Raw genomic sequence first — 17,055 nt, 5'->3', positions numbered from 1 at the left:
CAACGATCGTCACGCCGGCTCGAAGCCGCGCAGGGCGATGATCCGCGAGCCCGCCGCAGACTGTCTTTGTCTTGCGAGAGGCGTATAGGCCGGCGACGCGAAAAGATCGCGGATCGCCTGCATGTCGGGGAATTCGATGATCAGCATGTTGCTGGCCTCCCAGCCTTCGAGCTGGAGCGGGGCATCATCAAGGGCAATGAGCCGGCCGCCGGCTTCGGCGACGAGCGGCAGTGCCTTGGAACGGTAATCGGCAATCGCATCATGATCTTGAATGTCGAGATCGACAACGAGGTAGGCTGACATGGGTGGCTCCTGTCTGCTGCGGCCTCATCCAATCCGGATGGGTCGACTGGACCTAGGCCCATCACGGGCAGAACTCTCTTGCCGGCTTGCGCGAGCCGTCGGGATCTTGCGCAAGGCGCTTCTCTGGCTATGCCGCAGGCGCCTGTCTGGCATCGAACAGCGACATGCGCTCCTGCGTGATCAGCAGAGCTTTTTCCTCCAGCGGATAACCGGCATGGCGAATGACGTTGAAAAGCGTTTCGACGATTTCTTTTCGGGAAGCCCCAAGGGACGCTTTGTGGCCATCTTGCGGGCAAGCGGCATCCTGAGCGGTAACCTGGCCGGCAAGTGCGCCGACGATTGCCCCGGTGGCAAACATGAACTTCAAAGAGGTCATCGTACTTCCTTTCATCGCGGGTGCCGTTTCGATCCCCATTCGGCGCCTGCGCCGTGGGATGAAGGAAGAATAGATGCGGTTGATTGTCGTCGGTATTCCGTTGTAACTAATCAGATTGGTTAGCATGGTGCGACAATGATGCTGGATCTGAACCTGCTGCCGCTTTTCCTCGCGGTGGCCGAGGAGGCGAATTTCGTGGCCGCCGCCGCCCGCCTCGGCGTCACGCGCTCGGCCGTCAGCCAGGGCATCCGGCGGCTGGAAGACGGCTGCGGGATAGCGCTAGTCACCCGCACCACGCGCAGCGTCCGACTCACCGAAGCGGGTGAGCGCCTGCGCGACACGCTTTCGCGTCCAATGGCCGACGTACTGTCTGCGCTCGAAGATGTCGGCGGCAACGCCAACCCCCACGGTGTGCTTCGCATCGCGGTGACCTCGATTGCCGAAGATTTTCTCTCCGGGCCGCTTGTCGCCTCCTTTGCCGAGGCCTACCCCAATATCATCGTCGACGTGACGGTGACGGACGATACGTTCGATATCGTCGCCGGGGGCTTCGATGCAGGGGTGCGGCTGGGGGATGTCATCGAGCAGGACATGGTGGCCGTTCCGCTGTCGGGCGAACAAAAGGAAGTCGTCGTGGCGAGCCCCGCCTATTTCGAAGCCCACGGGTTTCCGACACATCCGAGGGACCTGATCCATCACCGCTGCATCGGATGGCGTCCGTCACGGGACACGGCACCCTACCGGTGGGAATTCGCCCAGGAAGGGGAAGCCTTCGACGTTTCAGTCGAACCCCAGATCACCACGAATGACCTGCGCCTTATGATACGGGCGGCGCTGGCCGGCGGCGGCATTACATTCGCGCTGGAGGAGACCTTTCGCCCCTATCTCGAACGAGGCGAGTTGGTTTCAATCCTGGAAGACTATCTGCCGCCCTTCCCGGGATTTTTTCTCTATTTCCGCAGCCGGCACAATATGGCGCCCAAGTTGCGCGCCCTGGTTGACCACGTCCAACGTTTCAGACGCGAACGCCTCAGGACCAAAACAGGTGCTACGCCCTTGGCGTGAGCCATCCGGTTTCCAGCAAGATCGACAAGTACCCGTGATGCCAAATGGCTGGCCGCAAGCCGGCGAAGCCGTAGGGCCGCTGCCCGAACTTTCGGGCAACGGCAACTTTCCTTACTTGATCTGAACGCTGTAGCCACCGTCAGCCATGACAACGGAACCGACAATGAAGCTCGCGCGGTCGGAGGCAAGGAACGCGACGATTTCCGCGATCTCCGAAGGCTGAGCAGCGCGGCCGATCGGCGCGCCCTTGCCGTGCTCGGTCAAAAAGCCGGGACCGTCTTCCATGAAGCTGTTCAATAGGTTGGTGACGACGTCACCGGAACCGATCGCGTTGACGCGAATGCCGTGTTCGGCAAGCTCCAGTGCCATGGTCCGGGTCAATTGCGCCAACGCCCCCTTTGACGAGGTGTAGGCGGCAATGGTCGGGAAAGCGAAATAGGACGCGTAGGACGCGATGTTGACGATCGCTCCGCTCTTCTGCCTGATCATCACCTTTGCGGCTTCGCGCGAATGAAGGAACGAACCGGTCACGTTCGTTTCCATCACGTAATCCCAATCCTCTCGGGTCATTTCGACGACGGGCTTGTAGACGATGCGAGCGGCATTGTTCACCAACAGATCAAGCTTTCCGAAGTTCTCGATGGCGAGTGCAACCGCTTTCTCAGCTCTGCCGTCCTTGGAAATGTCGGCGACGAATGGCACGATGCCGTCTTTTCTGAGGGCCTCGACCTGGGGGTCAATATCCTCGGCGATGACTTTCGCACCGCGGGACTGGAGCAGTTCGACGGTGGCCTTGCCGATTCCGCTGGCGGCGCCCGTAACGATTGCTACCTTGCCTTCGACTTCGTTTACCTGATTTACAGTCATGCTCTTTCTCCTAGTCCTGATCAGTTGACATGTTCAGACTAGACAACACCCCCCGTCCGCTCTCTCCGAGGCTTGCTGGTATCGTCGGTGATTTGCTAACTTCCGCCTGCTCAGCAAGCTGCAACCGTGTGCTGCCCACCAGAACTCCGTCCCAACCTGAATTGTTCAACCAGGACGATAGGCAGCGACCCGATCTGCGAGGCAGACATGCTTTGCGCCCTGCGCCACAACGGCGAACATCGGTTCGGTAAATTACCGGCCGGCAGCGTCGGCACGCAGTTGCTCACGAGCACAACGCTTGGAAGCATCCGACGGGCATCTCCGCCGTCAGCATGCCGGGCGTTCTCGTGAAAAAAAGTGCTGTCCACGTGCCACGATAGCACGCCCCGACCATAATCTCGTGGCGAACACCGTCGTTGGCAGGATTGTGCATGGAACTGGCAGTTTCAGCGTTTTGCCTCGACCGCGCAGCCAATCCCCCTCATGGCCAACTCGCAGGTTCCGTGGGGCGTCGAGGCGCTTCAGGGCGAAGTCAGAACCCCGTATCCCTTGGCAGGCACCGGGATCGCACGCCTGTTCGATTACGAAGATACATTATGCGATGCTCAAAGCACAAAACGAGAACTTCGCAGATCAAAGCCGCACAGAATCGATGCCGGGAACCCTCCCCCGTTCCATACGGCGAGTAGCGAGGCGCTCGTCAGTGAGGAATTCGTCCTCCCAAGGCGCAAATTCCCGCGCACGAGACGGATCTGAGGAGTACCAGGCGGGAAACTCGCAAATCCGTATTTGCCTCACCTTTCGCAATGCACCATATACTGGGACCGTTTTTAGCGGTTCGATCCAGGAGACCTCATGCCCACCTCGCATAGCGAAGCTTTCGAGCCTCAAACGGAGACGCGAAACTTCCTTGTTCTCCTGCTTGGATGCGTTGGCGTCGTTTATGGCGACATCGGGACGAGTCCGCTTTACGCATTTCGCGAAGCACTCCGCCCTTTCTCGAGCGACGGTGTACAGGGTGAAGAAGTCATCGGCCTTATTTCCCTTATGGTCTGGACGCTGACGATCATCGTCACGTTCAAGTACGTGCTCTTCCTGCTGCGCGCCGACAATGACGGGGAAGGCGGAACCCTATCGCTTCTCGCGCTTCTGATGAAAAAGACAGGCAGCTTCATGCCGGTGTTGTTTTTTGCAGGGTTGGTTGGGGCGGCACTGTTCATCGGCGATGCCATGATCACCCCTGCCCTTTCGGTCATGTCGGCGCTTGAAGGCATGAAGCTCGTCACGCCCGCCCTTTCTGAATACGTGCTGCCACTGTCCGCGGCCGTGATGGTCGCGCTCTTTGCGGTCCAGTCAAAGGGCACGCAAGCGGTCGCAAAGTTCTTTGGGCCGATTACGGTGGTCTGGTTCCTCGCGATGGCCTGGGGCGGTCTTATCCACATTGGCGACGACTGGACGATCCTTGAGGCGTTGAACCCTATCAATGCCTTTTGGTTCATCACCCACGCGGGCTGGGCAGGCCTGATCGTGCTCGGCGCCGTCTTCCTGACGGTCACGGGAGCAGAAGCCCTATACGCGGATCTCGGTCACTTCGGGCGCAAGCCGATCAGCACCGCATGGTTTGCGCTTGTGTTCCCCGCATTGGCGGTGAACTACCTCGGACAGGGTGCGCTCGTGCTCAGTCACCCCGAGGCAATGCACAATCCTTTTTACCTTCTCTATCCGGACTGGGCTCTGCTGCCGATGGTCATCCTCGCCACCATGGCCACAATCATTGCCAGCCAGGCGGTCATCACGGGGGCGTTCTCGCTCGCACGGCAGGCGGTTCATTTGGGCTTCCTCCCTCGGCTGCTGATCAAGTTCACCTCCGAGACCAACACCGGCCAGATTTATGTGCCTGCCGTAAACGTGCTCCTGTTTGTTGGCGTCATCGTGCTCATCTTCTCGTTCGGCGACTCGGAGTCCCTTGCCACCGCCTACGGGATCTCGGTGACCGGCGCCATGGTCGTGACAACAGTGATGGCTTTCCAGTTCCTCCGTTCCGTCTGGGGCTACTCCACCCTTCTCGCGGGACTGATACTTGCACCTTTGCTTGTTATCGAGACCGTCTTTTTGCTCGCCAATTTGCTCAAGATCCATGATGGCGGCTGGGTGCCTGTAGCGTTGGCATTGACGATCATGGTCGTGATGTGGACCTGGACGCGCGGATCCCAAATGCTTCGCGAAAAGACCGCGCGCAACGACATCCCTCTCGAAACGTTTATCCGCTCGATCGAAAAATCCACCCATGCGCCCCAGACCGTTCGCGGGACGGCCGTCTTTCTGACCAGCGTGGGCGACAAGACTCCCGCCGTCCTCCTCCACAACATCAAGCACAATCACGTCCTCCACGAACAAAACGTCATCCTGACCATCCGGACGACCGAGCACCCGTATGTGGCAGAGGAAGACCGCGTATCACTGACCGAACTTTCGGACAGGTTTGCAAGGCTAGAACTTTGCTTTGGTTTCATGGACGAGCCGAACGTCTCGAAAGCGCTGTCGCTCTGCAAGAAAGCAGGGTTCAAGTTCGAGATCATGCAGACGTCGTTCTATCTGGGGCGCAGAACCCTTATCAGTGATCCAAACTCCGGTCTGCCGGGCTGGCAGGACAAGCTCTACATCGCGCTCGCGGGGCTCGGCATTGATCCATCGTCATACTTCAAGCTGCCCGCCAATCGGGTCGTCGAGATCGGTGAGCAGGTCACGATTTAGTCTCCGCTCAGACGCTGAACGCGCGACCAACGCAATTTCGGAAAGCTTAAATGACAGTCGTCGCCTCCTATCTGTATCGTTCAGGCAAGCGCGCCGAAGAAGTGCCCCTTGCTGCCCAGCCATTCGAGGCGTCAGACGGCGAGTTTGCCTGGATCGGCCTGACGGATCCCTCCACAGACGAGATGGCGAGCCTTCAGGCGATGTTCGGCCTTCATCCTTTGGCGGTTGAGGACGCCCTCAACGGCAATCAAGTGCCGAAGGTGGACATCTACGGAGACCAGTTGTTCGTTGTCGCCAAGACGGCCCATCTTGAGGGTGACAAGATTGCCTACGGCGAAACCTGCATCTTTGTGGGGAAGCACCACCTGATTTCGGTTCGCCATGGTTCAGCCCGCTCCCACAAGGAACTGCGCCTGCAACTCGAGCAGTCCCCACGGCTTCTCGAACACGGTCCCGACTACGTCCTCCACGGCATCATTGACTTCGTTGTCGACGGCTACCTGCCGGTGGTCGAGACGCTCGAGGACAAGGTTCTGGAGCTTGAGAAGCATGTTCTCGTGTCGCTGCTGCAGCCGGAGCAAATCCGGCGCATCTTCCGCATGCGTCGCCAAGTGATCCGCTTTCAGCGAGTCCTCGGACCCATGGGGGAAGTGGCAGGAAAGCTCAGCCACCTCGAACTCCCTTGCATCGACGACAATGCGAAACCCTTCTTCAAGGATGTGTATGACCATGTGAGGCGCGTTGAGGGGTTGGTCGGCGGCCTTCGCGAGGTGATGACGTCCGTGTTCGAGGCCTCCAATCTCCTGGAGCAGCAGCGCCAGGGCACCATTACTCGGCAGCTTGCGGCCTGGGCGGCAATCCTCGCCGTGCCGACAGCCATCGCCGGCATCTACGGGATGAACTTCGAAAACATGCCCGAGCTTGCGACGCGCTACGGCTACTTTGCCGTCCTCGGCGTTATCGTCACGCTTTGCGCCATCCTGTATTGGCGTTTCAAAAGGTCTGGCTGGCTTTAGGAAGTCTGCTGGCGATCGAGTGCCAACGCCAAGATGCTGCTGATAACGTCGATCAATGTCTCCGGTATGTCGGGGCGCCGGTCGGGATCGAACGCGCTGTTTTGCGAGGCCTCATCTCGGAGGTCCCTCGTTTCTAGGCCGCTTTCTGGTCGGCCGGCGACCACCCGAGCTCCGGAGCAATGAGAGCAACAAAGTCATGGACGATCTGGCGGTAGTCCTCGTCCTCGAATTCGTAGGGGAGTTCGAGCCTGAGTTCGCTGACATGCGGCAGGATCGGGTCTGCAAACAACCGTGCAAGGATTTCATCCGAAGTTCCGACGAGGTCGCGGGCATAAAGCGTGCGCCGATCGCCCTGCGGCGCCAGCGTTCGCTCGGTGCGTCCGTCCGCGTAGTCAAGATAGCGCTTGCGCGTTTTCGCGTCCGCACCATCCAGCGGAACAATGACCCGGCCAAGCGCGACCCTCCTTTCCGTACCGCCCGCCGCGCGATAGGTCTCGAGCTGGCGCTGCTGCGCGAGGAAGAAATCGTCGGTCCCTTCCCCGGTCGTGACATTGCCGATCAGGAGATTGAGATCATTGCGCCCTGCCCATCCGGCAGACTTCAACGAGCCGCCGCCGTACCAGATCCGCTCCGTCAGTCCCTTGGCGTGGGGCTGGAGCCGGGGCCGCTGCGGGCCAAACGGCGTCTTGATGAAGGTGTTTTCGTCGCCGATCGGGCGACTGCGCAGATTTTGGACGAAGCGCAGCACACGAGCGTGCGTGAAGTCGAAACCTTCCCAGCCATCGTCGAAGACAAGGCGGCCGATCAGATCGGCATGCAGCGGACGTCCGGCGCTGAGGCCGATGTTTAGACGACCGCGTGAGAGCACATCGACGGTCGAGAGATCCTCTGCCAGCCGGTACGGGCTTTCGTAGCCAATCGGGATGACGGCAGTGCCAAGCTCGATGCGGTTTGTCCTTTGCGTCGCCGCCGCGAGAAAGGCGGCGGCCGACGATATCCCGGGTTCGAGGTGTCGCTGGCGCACCCAGGCGCTGGCAAAACCGAGCGCCTCGCCATACTGCAGCAGCGCCAAGGTCTTCTCTAGCCCATCCAACGGGTCCTCCGCCGGGTAGTTGCCCGGGCTCAGGAAGCCAATATGGCTGATCGATATCTTGTTCCGCGTCACGCCAAGGCTCCTTAGAATTTCGGAAGACCGGGTGGGTTGGTCTCGGACTTCGGCAAAGCCTCCTCCCGGAGGTGCCAGCGTTCCAGAACCTTGCCATAGGTGCCATCCGCAATCAGACCGTTGGTGGCGATCGTCAGAGCGTTGGCGAGCCCACTGCCCTTGCGCGTTGTGATCGCCACGTCCGAACGCTCCGGCCAGCCGGCGCTCAGCGTACCGACACGCTTGATGTTGTTGTCTCGCGCGGCAATGAACACGAGCTGCGCATGCGGCTGGACGATGACGTCGGCACGCCCGGAAGCGAGCGCCACGAGGCTCGTCGCCTCGTCGTCGTAATATTGCAGCTCCAGCGGCTTCAGCCCCGCTGCGACGTTCTCGTCGCTCCATTTCACGAGAATGCGCTCCTGGTTGGTGCCGGCGCCGACGATGATCCTGAGACCCGCCGCATCCTTCGGTTCCTTGATCGAAGTGATGCCGCTATCGGATTTGACGAAGAAGCCGTGCAGCCCCTGCCGATAGGTCGAGAAGTCGAACTTCTCCTTGCGCTGCTCGGTGACCCCGACATTGGAGATCACGGCATCGTACTTGCCGGACGTCAGCCCCAGCGGCCAGTCGATCCAGGCGACCGGGACGAGCTCAAGCTCGAGACCTAAGCTGTTGGCAATCGCGCCGGCATATTCCGGATCGGCCCCAATGACCGTGCGCGCGTCGGTAGCGTAGGTGGCAAGCGGCGGGCCGCCGGGGCTGACGGCGACCGTGAACTTGCCTGACGTGACGAATTTGAAATCCGTGGGGATGGCCGCAACTGCAGTTTCGTTGCGAACGGCATGGACGCGTCCGGGCTGTTCGGGGCTGAGATCAAAGGCAGTGTCGGCCTGCGCCGAGCCGACATGAAGAAGGGCCGCCGCGGCGGCAAGAAGAGTGCGAAATCGGGTCGTGCCGTTCATGCTGCTAGTCTCCGGGTGAAATGCAGGAGCTGAACCGGCGGCGGCGCCGTCGATCCAGCGAGGCCAGATCAGGAACCACTCTTAGGCAGGCCGGGCGGGTTGGTCTGGGCCTTGTCGACCGCCTCGGCACCCAGGCTCCAGCGCTTCAGCACCTCGCCATATTTGCCGCTCTTGATCAGATCGTTGAGCGCGACAGTGATCGCGTCGGCGAGACCGCCGCCCTTGTGCGTGGTGACGGCGATCTCGGCCGTCAGCGGCCAGCCGCCGCTGGCGATTCCGACCACCTTGGTGTCGTTCTTGATCGACGCGGCATAGGCTCTGGTGGCATTCGGGTTGAACTCGACGTCGGCGCGGCCCGACTGCAAGGCGAGATCGCTGGCGGCGCGATCGTCGTAGTATTGCACCTCGATCGGCTTCAGTCCGGCTGCGACGTTCTGCCGGTCCCATTCCAGAATGATCTTCTCCTGGTTGGTGCCGGCGCCGGTGATCACTTTCAGCCCGGCGACGTCCTTCGGTTCCTTGATTTCATTGATCTTGCTGTCGGACTTGACGAAGAAGCCGAGCACGTCCTTGCGATAGGTGGAGAAATCGAACTTCTCCTTGCGCTCCTCGGTCACCGTGACGTTGCTGATCACGGCGTCGTACTTGCCGGAGCTGACGCCGAGCGGCCAATCGGCCCAGGCGACGGGCACGAGTTCGAGCTCAAGACCGAAGCTGTCGGCGAGCAGCGAGGCGATATCCGGATCGGCGCCGACAACCGTCTTGGAGTCCGATGCGTAAGTGGCAATCGGCGGATCCCAGGGATTGACGGCAACGGTAAACTTGCCCGGATTGACGAACTTGAAGTCAGCAGCGATCGCCTTGATCGCCGCTTCGTTCTTTTCCGCGCGGATGCGGTTGGAGGTGTCGGGGCTGAGATCGAATTTCTCCTCGGCCTGGACGGGACCCAAGCCGAGGGTCACGGCTGTGACGGCACCGGCGAGAAGCAACTTTGCAGTGTCGAATATTGTCATAGTGCTCTCCTTTTCAATCATTGATTGTTGATGATGGCAAAGCTTCCCCATCGTGAAAGGCGGACAGTTTTTTTCAGAGAACGCGCGCGAGGAATTCGCGGGTGCGCGGATGGCTTGCTTCGGCGAAGATCTGCGCCGGCGGTCCGGCCTCGAGCACGCGCCCCGCCTCCATGAAGATCACGGTGTCGGCGACCTCGCGGGCAAAGCCGACTTCGTGGGTGACGATGACAAGTGTCGTGCCGGTGCGGGCCAATTCCTTGATGACGTCGAGCACTTCGCCGACGAGCTCCGGATCGAGAGCCGACGTCGGCTCATCGAAGAGCAGCACCTTCGGGCGTAGCGCAAGCGCACGGGCAATCGCGACGCGCTGCTGCTGTCCGCCGGAGAGCTGACGCGGATAGGCGTTGATCTTGTCGCTCAAGCCGACGCGGTCCAGCAGATCCCGAGCGAGGCGCACCGCGTCATCCCGGCTGAGACCACGCACGTGAATGGGCGCCTCAATCAGGTTTTCAAGCACGGTCAGGTGCGGGAAAAGATTGAAGTTCTGGAACACCATGCCGATGTCGGCACGCCGTTTCAGGATGTCCTTTTCCTTCAGTTCGTAGAGCGTGTCGCCCTTCTGGCTGTAGCCGACGAGTTCGTCGTCGATCGCTATGAAACCATCGTCGACGCGCTCGAGATGATTGATGGCGCGCAGGAGCGTGGACTTGCCCGAACCGGACGGTCCGAGGATCGCTGTCACGCTGCCGGCCGGCAGGTTCAGCTCGACCCGGTCGAGCACCTTCAGCGGCCCGAAGCTCTTCGATATGCCGTGCACACGCACCGCGCCGCCGGAGCGCAGGACCTGCGCATCGCGAAAGCCGACCTTTGCCGCTGCGACTGGCTGGACCACGACCTCGGGTAGAGGCCGGCGGAAGCGCGCGGCGAGTGCCTCAAACGGGAGTGGCACCGGATTGCGCACCGCACCTCTCGAATAATAGCGCTCGATGTAGTGCTGGGCGATCGAAAGGCCGGTCATGATCACCAGGTACCAAACGGTCGCGACCATCAGGAGCGGAATGACCTCAAGATTACGGCGATAGATGACCTGCACTGTATAAAAGAGCTCCGGTAGCGCCAGCACGTAGACCATCGAGGTGCCCTTGGCGAGGCCGATGATCTCGTTGAAGCCGGTCGGCAGGATCGAGCGCATGGCCTGCGGCAGCACGATGCGAAAGGCCTGGCGGCGGCGCGGAAGGCCAAGAGCCGCGGCGGCCTCGTGTTGTCCCTGGTCGACGGCGAGAATGCCGCCACGCACGATCTCGGCGAAGAAGGCCGACTGATTGAGCGTGAGGCCAAGGAAGGCGGCGGCAAAGGGCGTCAGCAGCTGTGTCGTCGGATAGTTCAGCCAGACGGTATCGGTGAACGGCACGCCGATCGCGATCGTCTCGTAGAGGTAACCGAGATTGTTGAGCACCAGCAGCAGAACGATCAGCGGGATGGAGCGCAGCAGCCAGATATAGCCGAAGGAAAGACTGGCAAGCAGCGGCGACTTCGACACGCGGGCAAGCGCCAACGCGGTTCCGAGCAACGAGCCCGAGACGGTGGCGAGCGCCGTCAACAGCAGGGTCCGGCCGAGACCCGCGAGCACCGGCTCGGCGAAGAACCATTCGGCAAACACCGGCCAGCCCCAACGCGGGTTGGTCAGCACCGAATAGAGCATGCCGGCAATCACGAGCGCCGCAAACAGCGTGCCGAGCGCGCGGCCCGGATGGCGAGCCGGTACGATGCGGTAGTGCGCATAGCCCGGATTGGGCTCGCTGGTCCGGCTGACATCGGGCGCGCCGGCGAGATCGCTCAGAACTGCCATGTTGGATCCTCTCTTGAAAGTCGGTTGGCGGCCGGACTTGCGACCGGCGCGATCGCTCGGGGTCAGGCGTGGCTTGCGGTCTGGGGATGGGAAGGCGGCACTTCGCCGAGAAACGCAAGCGTCGTGACGAGGTGGGTGACGTCCTTCTCGAAAGGCAGAGTCTTGTAGACCTCCGGATCGGCCTCGACGTCGAAGAGCGCGGTATAGCCGTTGGCGAGATAGAGGCCGACCGCTTCCGGTTGACGGAAGCCGGTGGTCAGATAGATGCGCGAATAGCCTTGCCGCGCCGCCTGCGCCTCGAGCTCGAAGAGCACCTTGCGCGCCAGGCCTTGGCGCCGCAGATCGGAGCGGGTCCAGATGCGCTTGAACTCAGCGGTGTGGTCGTCATAGTGCTTGAAGGCGCCCCCGCCGATGGTTTCGCCGTTGCGGATCAGAAGCACGAAATTGCCGTGCGGCGGGGCAAAGGCCTCCGGTGGATAGCGGTTCATTTCGGCCGCCGCCCCGTCTTCGCTGAAGTAGTTGCCGTAGCGGCTGTCGTATTCCACGATCAGCTCGTCGATCAGCGGCTTGGCGCGCGGGTCGAGGGGCGTGGTGTAGAGAAACGTGTCGCTCATGTCTTTCGCCATCCCATGGTCGTCATGCGAGAAAGGTTTCCACCAGCCGGATCCAGTAGCGGGCGGCTGGCGCAATGATCGCGTCGTTGAAATCGTATTGAGCGCTGTGAAGGGAGGCGCTGTTGCCGTTGCCGACGAAGGCGTAGTTGCCCGCCTTCTCTTCCAGGAAGAACGCGAAGTCCTCGCTGGCGGTGCGCGGCTTGAAGTCGGCAATGACCGCGTCCGGGCCAAGGGCCTGCAGCGCGACGTTGTGGGCGAAATCCGTTTCGCGCCGGTGGTTGACGAGCGCCGGGAAGCCCAGCCTGTAGTCGACATTTGCGGTGGCGCCAAAGCTTTCGGCCTGCGCCCGTGCCAACGCTTGGACACGTTCGCCGAGCAGACGGCGAACCTCGCCATTGAAGGCACGCAAGGTCAGCCTCAGCGAGACGTTCTCGGGAATGACGTTTGATGCCTGGCCGCCATGAATGGAGCCGACTGTGACGACAGCCATGTCCTGCGGGTCGACATTGCGCGAAACGAGGCTCTGCAGGGCCGTGATCAGCGATGCCGTCGCCAGTACCGGATCAATCGTCAGATGCGGCTCGGCCCCATGACCGCCCTTGCCGACGACCGTGATATTCGCCTGATCGACGGAGGCCATGGCAGCGCCGGCAACGAAGCTGAAGCGGCCGGCGGGCACGCCCGGCCAATTGTGTAGGCCGAAGACCGCATCGACCGGGAACCGCTCGAACAGCCCTTCCGACAGCATCTTGCGGGCGCCGGCGCCGATTTCCTCAGCCGGCTGGAAGATCAGCCGCAGCGTGCCATCGAAACGGCCCTCGGCCGCCAGAAAGCGCGCGGCGGCGAGCAGGATCGCCGTGTGCCCGTCATGACCGCAGGCGTGCATGACGCCCTTGTGGCGGCTGGCATAGGCAAGCCCGGTCGCCTCCTCGATCGGCAGCGCATCCATGTCGGCGCGAAGACCGATCGCCTTTTCGCCTTGTCCGCGCCGAAGCGTGGCGACGATGCCGGTGCCGGCGATGCCGCGGCTGACCTCATAACCCCAGGAGGTAAGCAGATCGGCGACGAGGCCGCTGGTGCGCTTCTCCTGAAAGGCAAGCTCCGGATGCTGGTGCAGGTCATGGCGAATGGCGACGATCTCATCGAGAAAGGCGGCAAGGCCTCGCTCGACCGCGGCGGACCTCTGGGTGTCGGTGAGAATGAGGTTCATGTGCGCGCCTCCAGCGATAATATCAGGCTCCGACTGCCCTTCCCCGTTCGATATCCGGGGCCGGCGCGGCGTAGCGGCTCTCGCGGTAGGAGAGCCCGAGGTGGTCGCGCAGCGTTTCGCCTTCGAGCTCGCGCTTGAAGTAGCCGCGGCGCTCAAGCAGCGGCAGCACATGTTCGGCGAAATCGGCGAGCCCTTCGGCGATCACCGGGAAACCGAGAATGAAGCCGTCGGCGGCATCCTCTTCGATCCAGCGGATGATCTCGTCGGCGATATGCTCGGCCGTGCCGATGAAGGCGGTCCTTGGCGTTGCGACATCGAGCGCGATCTCGCGCAGGGTCGCCCCGGTCTCCCGCGCCGTCTTCTTGATGCGGTCGGTCGTTGCCCGGAAACTGTTCTTGCCGATGTCGCCGATGTCTGGGAACGGCGCGTCCAGGGGATAGGCGCTGAAGTCGTGGTGGTCGAAGAAGCGGCCGAGATAGAGAAGCGCCTCCTCGATCGTCACCAGATCGCGAATGGCACGGTACTTCGCCTCGGCTTCCTCGGCAGTCGCCCCCACGATTGGGCCGATACCCGGGAAGATGCCGATCTCGGAGGTGCTGCGCCCTTGAGCCACCGCACTTTGCTTGACCTGCTTGTAGAACGCTTTCGCATCCTCGATCGGGCCGCCATTGGTGAACACCGCGTCGGCATGTTTGCCGGCAAGGCGGATACCGGAATCCGAGGCTCCCGCCTGGAACACGACCGGCTGTCCCTGTCTGGAGCGTTCGATATTGAGCGGCCCCTCGATCCGGAAGAACCGCCCCTTGTGGTTGAGCCGGCGCAGCTTCGTCTTGTCCACATAGACGCCGGCTGCCCGGTCGCGTACGAAGGCGTTGTCGTCCCAACTGTCCCAGAGCCCCTTGATGGCATCGAGGTACTCGTCGGCGATCTCGTAGCGCAGCTCGTGCTCCGGATGCTCGCGCCCGTAGTTGCGGCCCGAACCTTCAAGCGGTGAGGTCACCGCATTCCAGCCGGCGCGGCCACCACTGATCAGGTCGAGTGAAGCGAACTGGCGGGCAATGGTGAACGGATCGCTGTAGGAGGTCGAAACCGTGCCGACGAGACCGATCCTCGACGTCGAAGCTGCAAGGGCAGACAGGATCGTCAGCGGTTCAAAGCGATTGAGAAAATGCGGGATCGACTGCTCGTTGATGTAGAGGCCGTCAGCGACGAAGGCGAAGGCGATGCCGGCGGCTTCGGCCTTGCGCGCCGTTTCGACGAAAAAGCCGAAATTGACGCTGGCATCGGCTGGCCCGCTCGGGTGTTTCCAGGCGTTCATGTGCCCGCCCGGGCCCTGCAGCATGATACCGAAAGTCACATTCTTCTTGGTCATGACAGTTCCTTCCCGGAATGATCAGGCGGCGAGAGACAGTCGTTCTCGTGCAATGAGTTCGATCGAGGCGAAGCGTTCGGAAACAGCAACCGAAGGCGTATCGATGATGAATTCCTGGACGCCGTAGCGACGATGCAAGTCGTCGAGCTCCCGGCGCACCTGCCGCGGCGTGCCGGTGAGCACGCTAGGCGTCTTTTCCTCGATGCGGTAATCGGTGATGCCGGCCTGGCGGGCGTATTCGACTGCCTGCTCCTTACTGCCGACATTGACGCTCTGGCCGTTTGCAAGCAGCACCTTGAAGATCTTCAGATCGGCAACGCGTTCGCGCGCCCGCTGTTCACTTTCGGCCGCGAAAGCTGCGAGAGCGAGGAGCGGCCGCTCGCCCTTCGTTGCGCGATCATAGGCGTCGAAGGTTCTTTGCAGATTGTCCGGATCGCCGTTGAGATGGCCGGCAAAGACAAGCTTCCAGCCCTTTTCGGCAGCCAGCAACGCGCTGTCGACGCTCGCTCCCAGAAGGAAACGTTCCGGCGGAACAGGCGGCAGTGGTGTCGCCAGCAACTCGGCGCCCGGTCCAGCCTGCGAAAGCAGATAGCGATTGAGATCGCTCAATTGCTCCGGGAAACTCGGTCGCAATGCCGGGTCAACTCCGACCTGCAACGCTTTGGTGGAGAACGGAAAACCACCAGGAGCCTTGCCCACACCGAGATCGACCCGGGATGGCGCGAGACTGGCAAGCAGGTTGAAGGTCTCGGCGACCTTGTAAGCACTATAGTGCTGCAGCATGACGCCACCGGAACCGATGCGGATCTTCGACGTCTTCGCCAGGAGGTACGCGATCAAGGTTTCCGGCGCGGAGCTCGCGAGGCCGGCTATGTTATGGTGCTCCGCGACCCAGAAGCGATGGTAGCCCCATTCCTCCGCCTTCACGGCGAGGTTGGCCGTCGCATGCAGGGCGTGTGTCGGCGTGCCTCCGGGATCGACGGGACTCTTGTCGAGAAGGCTGAGCAGATAGGACATGGGTTCTGAGTTCCGGCATAGTTGATAGCATAACATCATTAAATACATATTTTTTATAGATTATAGGAATGACGTTCTCTTTCGCTGCCCAAAACAAGAAAAGTTCCCGCTTTCGCTAACGTCCTGAGAGGTGCCTTTCTCCAATCGTGGATCGGGCCCGGATGGCTGCCGATGTTCGGGGCGTCTCAAGCGTCCGTTGTTCGACGAGGCGACACCTTATAGATTGGAACGCCACCCTGGAGATTGGAAGCATGGCGCTCAAGCGGATGGACAACGTAGGAATCGTCGTCGAAGACCTGGCAGCGGCGATTGATTTCTTTCGCGAACTCGGCCTCGAGCTCGAAGGCCAGGCAACGATCGAAGGAGAATGGGCTGGACGTGTCACCGGACTGGGTGATCAGCGTGTCGAGATTGCCATGATGCGCACACCGGACGGCCACAGCCGGCTCGAGCTCTCCCGCTTCCTCACGCCACCTGTGGTCGCAGATCACCGGAACGCCCCGGTCAACCCCCTGGGCTACCTCCGCGTCATGTTCGCCGTGGACGACATCGACGAGATGCTTGAAAGGCTCCTCAAGCGCGGCGCGCAGCTCGTAGGCGAAGTAGTCCAGTACAAGGACGCGTATCGGCTCTGCTACATCCGTGGACCTGAAGGGCTTCTCATCGGACTCGCCCAAGAACTCAGCTGAGCGCAATACGAAGATAAATGGTAAAAAGTGAGCAATGTCGGCGGGCGGGTCTGGGGCCGACCCGCCTGTTCAAAGAGAGAACAAGGGCCATTGCGTACGACCTTCAAATAGCACATGCTCTCATCTTCAGTAGCCATTTTCAGGGCGCTGCTGCTTCGGGGCGTTAGTGTCCTGGCCCCAACGAAAGGAGGACCGCGTGTCTTCCGAGCTTCACCTTCACAGTACCGCGCGTAATCTCGTCAACGTCAGCGGGTTTGGATACCGCGAACGCGGGCGGCTTCAGCAAATTTGTAAAGGTGAAACTACGGCCGCACTCCGTATCAAGCGGTTCAGTTCGGCAGCACGAGGCCCCAGGCTTTCCTGCCTCCGTGGCGGAACGTTCCGTCCTTGCTGAGTGGACACAAAGGCACGGTCATGTCGCAGCATTGAAATTCTGCAACCCATAATCAACCGAAAATCCAGGAGGATCAGATGGCCAAAGGCCAGGTAAGAAGCAATCGCGAAGTTCGAAAGCCGAAAAAGGACAAGTCCGCGGCACCGGCCGCCGCCGCCACGCAGGGCAATCAGGTCAAGTTCGCCACGAGCGCGCCCAGCGTAGGCAAGAAGCAGAAATAGCTCTAGTGGAGCAGAGGCGACTTGCATGCCGCCTCTGCCAAAGCTGATGACGCCAAGGTTATCGGCTTATCGACGGCGAGCGGTGGGCAGCTTTGATTAAGGCGGTGGCTCATCTATGGAGCTTCCGTTTTCATCCGTTCGGCTACCTGATCCGGCACGGCTCGTTCGGGGTGCGAGGCGACCCCC

Annotated in this window: 16 protein-coding genes; 5 read left to right on the top strand and 11 right to left on the bottom strand. The window is 61.3% G+C overall.

Annotation, left to right across the window (positions count from 1 at the left end; all coding sequences use genetic code 11):
* Positions 1 to 9 precede the first annotated feature (9 nt).
* The gene (locus tag AC070A_RS26270) at positions 10 to 303 is read right to left on the bottom strand and encodes a DUF1330 domain-containing protein (RefSeq protein WP_093233838.1); all 294 of its coding nucleotides are present in this window, start codon (positions 301 to 303) and stop codon (positions 10 to 12) included.
* A gap of 127 nt (positions 304 to 430) precedes the next feature.
* Positions 431 to 718 carry a hypothetical protein gene (locus tag AC070A_RS26265; RefSeq protein WP_492384010.1) on the bottom strand — a complete coding sequence of 96 codons (288 nt, stop codon included), beginning with the start codon at positions 716 to 718 and terminating at the stop codon, positions 431 to 433.
* A gap of 96 nt (positions 719 to 814) precedes the next feature.
* On the opposite strand from AC070A_RS26265, the gene AC070A_RS26260 reads away from it, so the two are divergent.
* Positions 815 to 1,744, top strand: a complete 930-nt coding sequence (locus AC070A_RS26260; RefSeq protein ID WP_492384011.1) for a LysR family transcriptional regulator — start codon at positions 815 to 817, stop codon at positions 1,742 to 1,744.
* 111 nt (positions 1,745 to 1,855) lie between these two features.
* On the opposite strand, the gene AC070A_RS26255 is transcribed toward AC070A_RS26260, so the two are convergent.
* Positions 1,856 to 2,611 carry an SDR family NAD(P)-dependent oxidoreductase gene (locus AC070A_RS26255; protein WP_492384012.1) on the bottom strand — a complete coding sequence of 252 codons (756 nt, stop codon included), beginning with the start codon at positions 2,609 to 2,611 and terminating at the stop codon, positions 1,856 to 1,858.
* Between the two features lie 855 nt (positions 2,612 to 3,466).
* Here AC070A_RS26255 and AC070A_RS26250 point away from each other — a divergent pair.
* The gene (locus AC070A_RS26250; protein ID WP_093233834.1) at positions 3,467 to 5,365 is read left to right on the top strand and encodes a potassium transporter Kup; all 1,899 of its coding nucleotides are present in this window, start codon (positions 3,467 to 3,469) and stop codon (positions 5,363 to 5,365) included.
* Positions 5,366 to 5,415: 50 nt separating this feature from the next.
* A complete protein-coding gene (locus tag AC070A_RS26245) occupies positions 5,416 to 6,381 on the top strand; it encodes a magnesium and cobalt transport protein CorA (RefSeq protein ID WP_113478428.1) in 966 nt (321 codons plus the stop codon).
* A 133-nt stretch (positions 6,382 to 6,514) separates the two neighbouring features.
* Here the strand turns inward: AC070A_RS26245 and AC070A_RS26240 are convergent, their stop codons facing one another.
* The 8 genes from AC070A_RS26240 to AC070A_RS26205 form a co-directional block, all read right to left on the bottom strand.
* Complete coding sequence (locus AC070A_RS26240) at positions 6,515 to 7,546, bottom strand: LLM class flavin-dependent oxidoreductase (protein WP_492384013.1); 1,032 nt, start codon at positions 7,544 to 7,546, stop codon at positions 6,515 to 6,517.
* 11 nt (positions 7,547 to 7,557) lie between these two features.
* The gene (locus AC070A_RS26235) at positions 7,558 to 8,490 is read right to left on the bottom strand and encodes an ABC transporter substrate-binding protein (RefSeq protein WP_492384014.1); all 933 of its coding nucleotides are present in this window, start codon (positions 8,488 to 8,490) and stop codon (positions 7,558 to 7,560) included.
* A gap of 68 nt (positions 8,491 to 8,558) precedes the next feature.
* Entirely contained in the window at positions 8,559 to 9,503 is a 945-nt protein-coding gene (locus AC070A_RS26230) for an ABC transporter substrate-binding protein (protein ID WP_494773599.1), read from the bottom strand.
* Positions 9,504 to 9,576: 73 nt separating this feature from the next.
* Positions 9,577 to 11,352 carry an amino acid ABC transporter permease/ATP-binding protein gene (locus AC070A_RS26225; protein ID WP_492384016.1) on the bottom strand — a complete coding sequence of 592 codons (1,776 nt, stop codon included), beginning with the start codon at positions 11,350 to 11,352 and terminating at the stop codon, positions 9,577 to 9,579.
* Positions 11,353 to 11,414: 62 nt separating this feature from the next.
* Complete coding sequence (locus tag AC070A_RS26220; protein ID WP_492384017.1) at positions 11,415 to 11,966, bottom strand: GNAT family N-acetyltransferase; 552 nt, start codon at positions 11,964 to 11,966, stop codon at positions 11,415 to 11,417.
* A 22-nt stretch (positions 11,967 to 11,988) separates the two neighbouring features.
* Complete coding sequence (locus AC070A_RS26215; protein ID WP_492384018.1) at positions 11,989 to 13,176, bottom strand: M20 aminoacylase family protein; 1,188 nt, start codon at positions 13,174 to 13,176, stop codon at positions 11,989 to 11,991.
* A 22-nt stretch (positions 13,177 to 13,198) separates the two neighbouring features.
* Positions 13,199 to 14,548 (bottom strand): LLM class flavin-dependent oxidoreductase, encoded by a 1,350-nt coding sequence (locus tag AC070A_RS26210; protein ID WP_492384019.1) that lies wholly within the window; start codon positions 14,546 to 14,548, stop codon positions 13,199 to 13,201.
* A gap of 21 nt (positions 14,549 to 14,569) precedes the next feature.
* On the bottom strand, positions 14,570 to 15,565 hold the full coding sequence (locus AC070A_RS26205; RefSeq protein ID WP_492384020.1) for an MsnO8 family LLM class oxidoreductase: 996 nt from the start codon (positions 15,563 to 15,565) through the stop codon (positions 14,570 to 14,572).
* 251 nt (positions 15,566 to 15,816) lie between these two features.
* On the opposite strand from AC070A_RS26205, the gene AC070A_RS26200 reads away from it, so the two are divergent.
* Both AC070A_RS26200 and AC070A_RS26195 read left to right on the top strand, forming a co-directional pair.
* The gene (locus AC070A_RS26200) at positions 15,817 to 16,254 is read left to right on the top strand and encodes a VOC family protein (RefSeq protein WP_492384021.1); all 438 of its coding nucleotides are present in this window, start codon (positions 15,817 to 15,819) and stop codon (positions 16,252 to 16,254) included.
* Between the two features lie 471 nt (positions 16,255 to 16,725).
* Positions 16,726 to 16,869 (top strand): hypothetical protein, encoded by a 144-nt coding sequence (locus AC070A_RS26195; protein WP_218373690.1) that lies wholly within the window; start codon positions 16,726 to 16,728, stop codon positions 16,867 to 16,869.
* Positions 16,870 to 17,055 lie beyond the last annotated feature (186 nt).

The organism is Ensifer sp. GW101-20A05 (assembly GCF_059424735.1).
Note: the sequence above shows the minus strand (reverse complement) of the source record. Positions and strands in the feature narration are given on the sequence as shown.

What these genes read in the sequence shown, in the direction of transcription:
- AC070A_RS26270 (WP_093233838.1), bottom strand. Translation starts at nt 303, where the DNA reads ATGTCAGCCTACCTCGTTGTCGATCTCGACATTCAAGATCATGATGCG.
- AC070A_RS26265 (WP_492384010.1), bottom strand. Translation starts at nt 718, where the DNA reads ATGGGGATCGAAACGGCACCCGCGATGAAAGGAAGTACGATGACCTCT.
- AC070A_RS26260 (WP_492384011.1), top strand. Translation starts at nt 815, where the DNA reads ATGATGCTGGATCTGAACCTGCTGCCGCTTTTCCTCGCGGTGGCCGAG.
- AC070A_RS26255 (WP_492384012.1), bottom strand. Translation starts at nt 2,611, where the DNA reads ATGACTGTAAATCAGGTAAACGAAGTCGAAGGCAAGGTAGCAATCGTT.
- AC070A_RS26250 (WP_093233834.1), top strand. Translation starts at nt 3,467, where the DNA reads ATGCCCACCTCGCATAGCGAAGCTTTCGAGCCTCAAACGGAGACGCGA.
- AC070A_RS26245 (WP_113478428.1), top strand. Translation starts at nt 5,416, where the DNA reads ATGACAGTCGTCGCCTCCTATCTGTATCGTTCAGGCAAGCGCGCCGAA.
- AC070A_RS26235 (WP_492384014.1), bottom strand. Translation starts at nt 8,490, where the DNA reads ATGAACGGCACGACCCGATTTCGCACTCTTCTTGCCGCCGCGGCGGCC.
- AC070A_RS26230 (WP_494773599.1), bottom strand. Translation starts at nt 9,503, where the DNA reads ATGACAATATTCGACACTGCAAAGTTGCTTCTCGCCGGTGCCGTCACA.
- AC070A_RS26225 (WP_492384016.1), bottom strand. Translation starts at nt 11,352, where the DNA reads ATGGCAGTTCTGAGCGATCTCGCCGGCGCGCCCGATGTCAGCCGGACC.
- AC070A_RS26220 (WP_492384017.1), bottom strand. Translation starts at nt 11,966, where the DNA reads ATGAGCGACACGTTTCTCTACACCACGCCCCTCGACCCGCGCGCCAAG.
- AC070A_RS26215 (WP_492384018.1), bottom strand. Translation starts at nt 13,176, where the DNA reads ATGAACCTCATTCTCACCGACACCCAGAGGTCCGCCGCGGTCGAGCGA.
- AC070A_RS26210 (WP_492384019.1), bottom strand. Translation starts at nt 14,548, where the DNA reads ATGACCAAGAAGAATGTGACTTTCGGTATCATGCTGCAGGGCCCGGGC.
- AC070A_RS26205 (WP_492384020.1), bottom strand. Translation starts at nt 15,565, where the DNA reads ATGTCCTATCTGCTCAGCCTTCTCGACAAGAGTCCCGTCGATCCCGGA.
- AC070A_RS26200 (WP_492384021.1), top strand. Translation starts at nt 15,817, where the DNA reads ATGGCGCTCAAGCGGATGGACAACGTAGGAATCGTCGTCGAAGACCTG.
- AC070A_RS26195 (WP_218373690.1), top strand. Translation starts at nt 16,726, where the DNA reads ATGGCCAAAGGCCAGGTAAGAAGCAATCGCGAAGTTCGAAAGCCGAAA.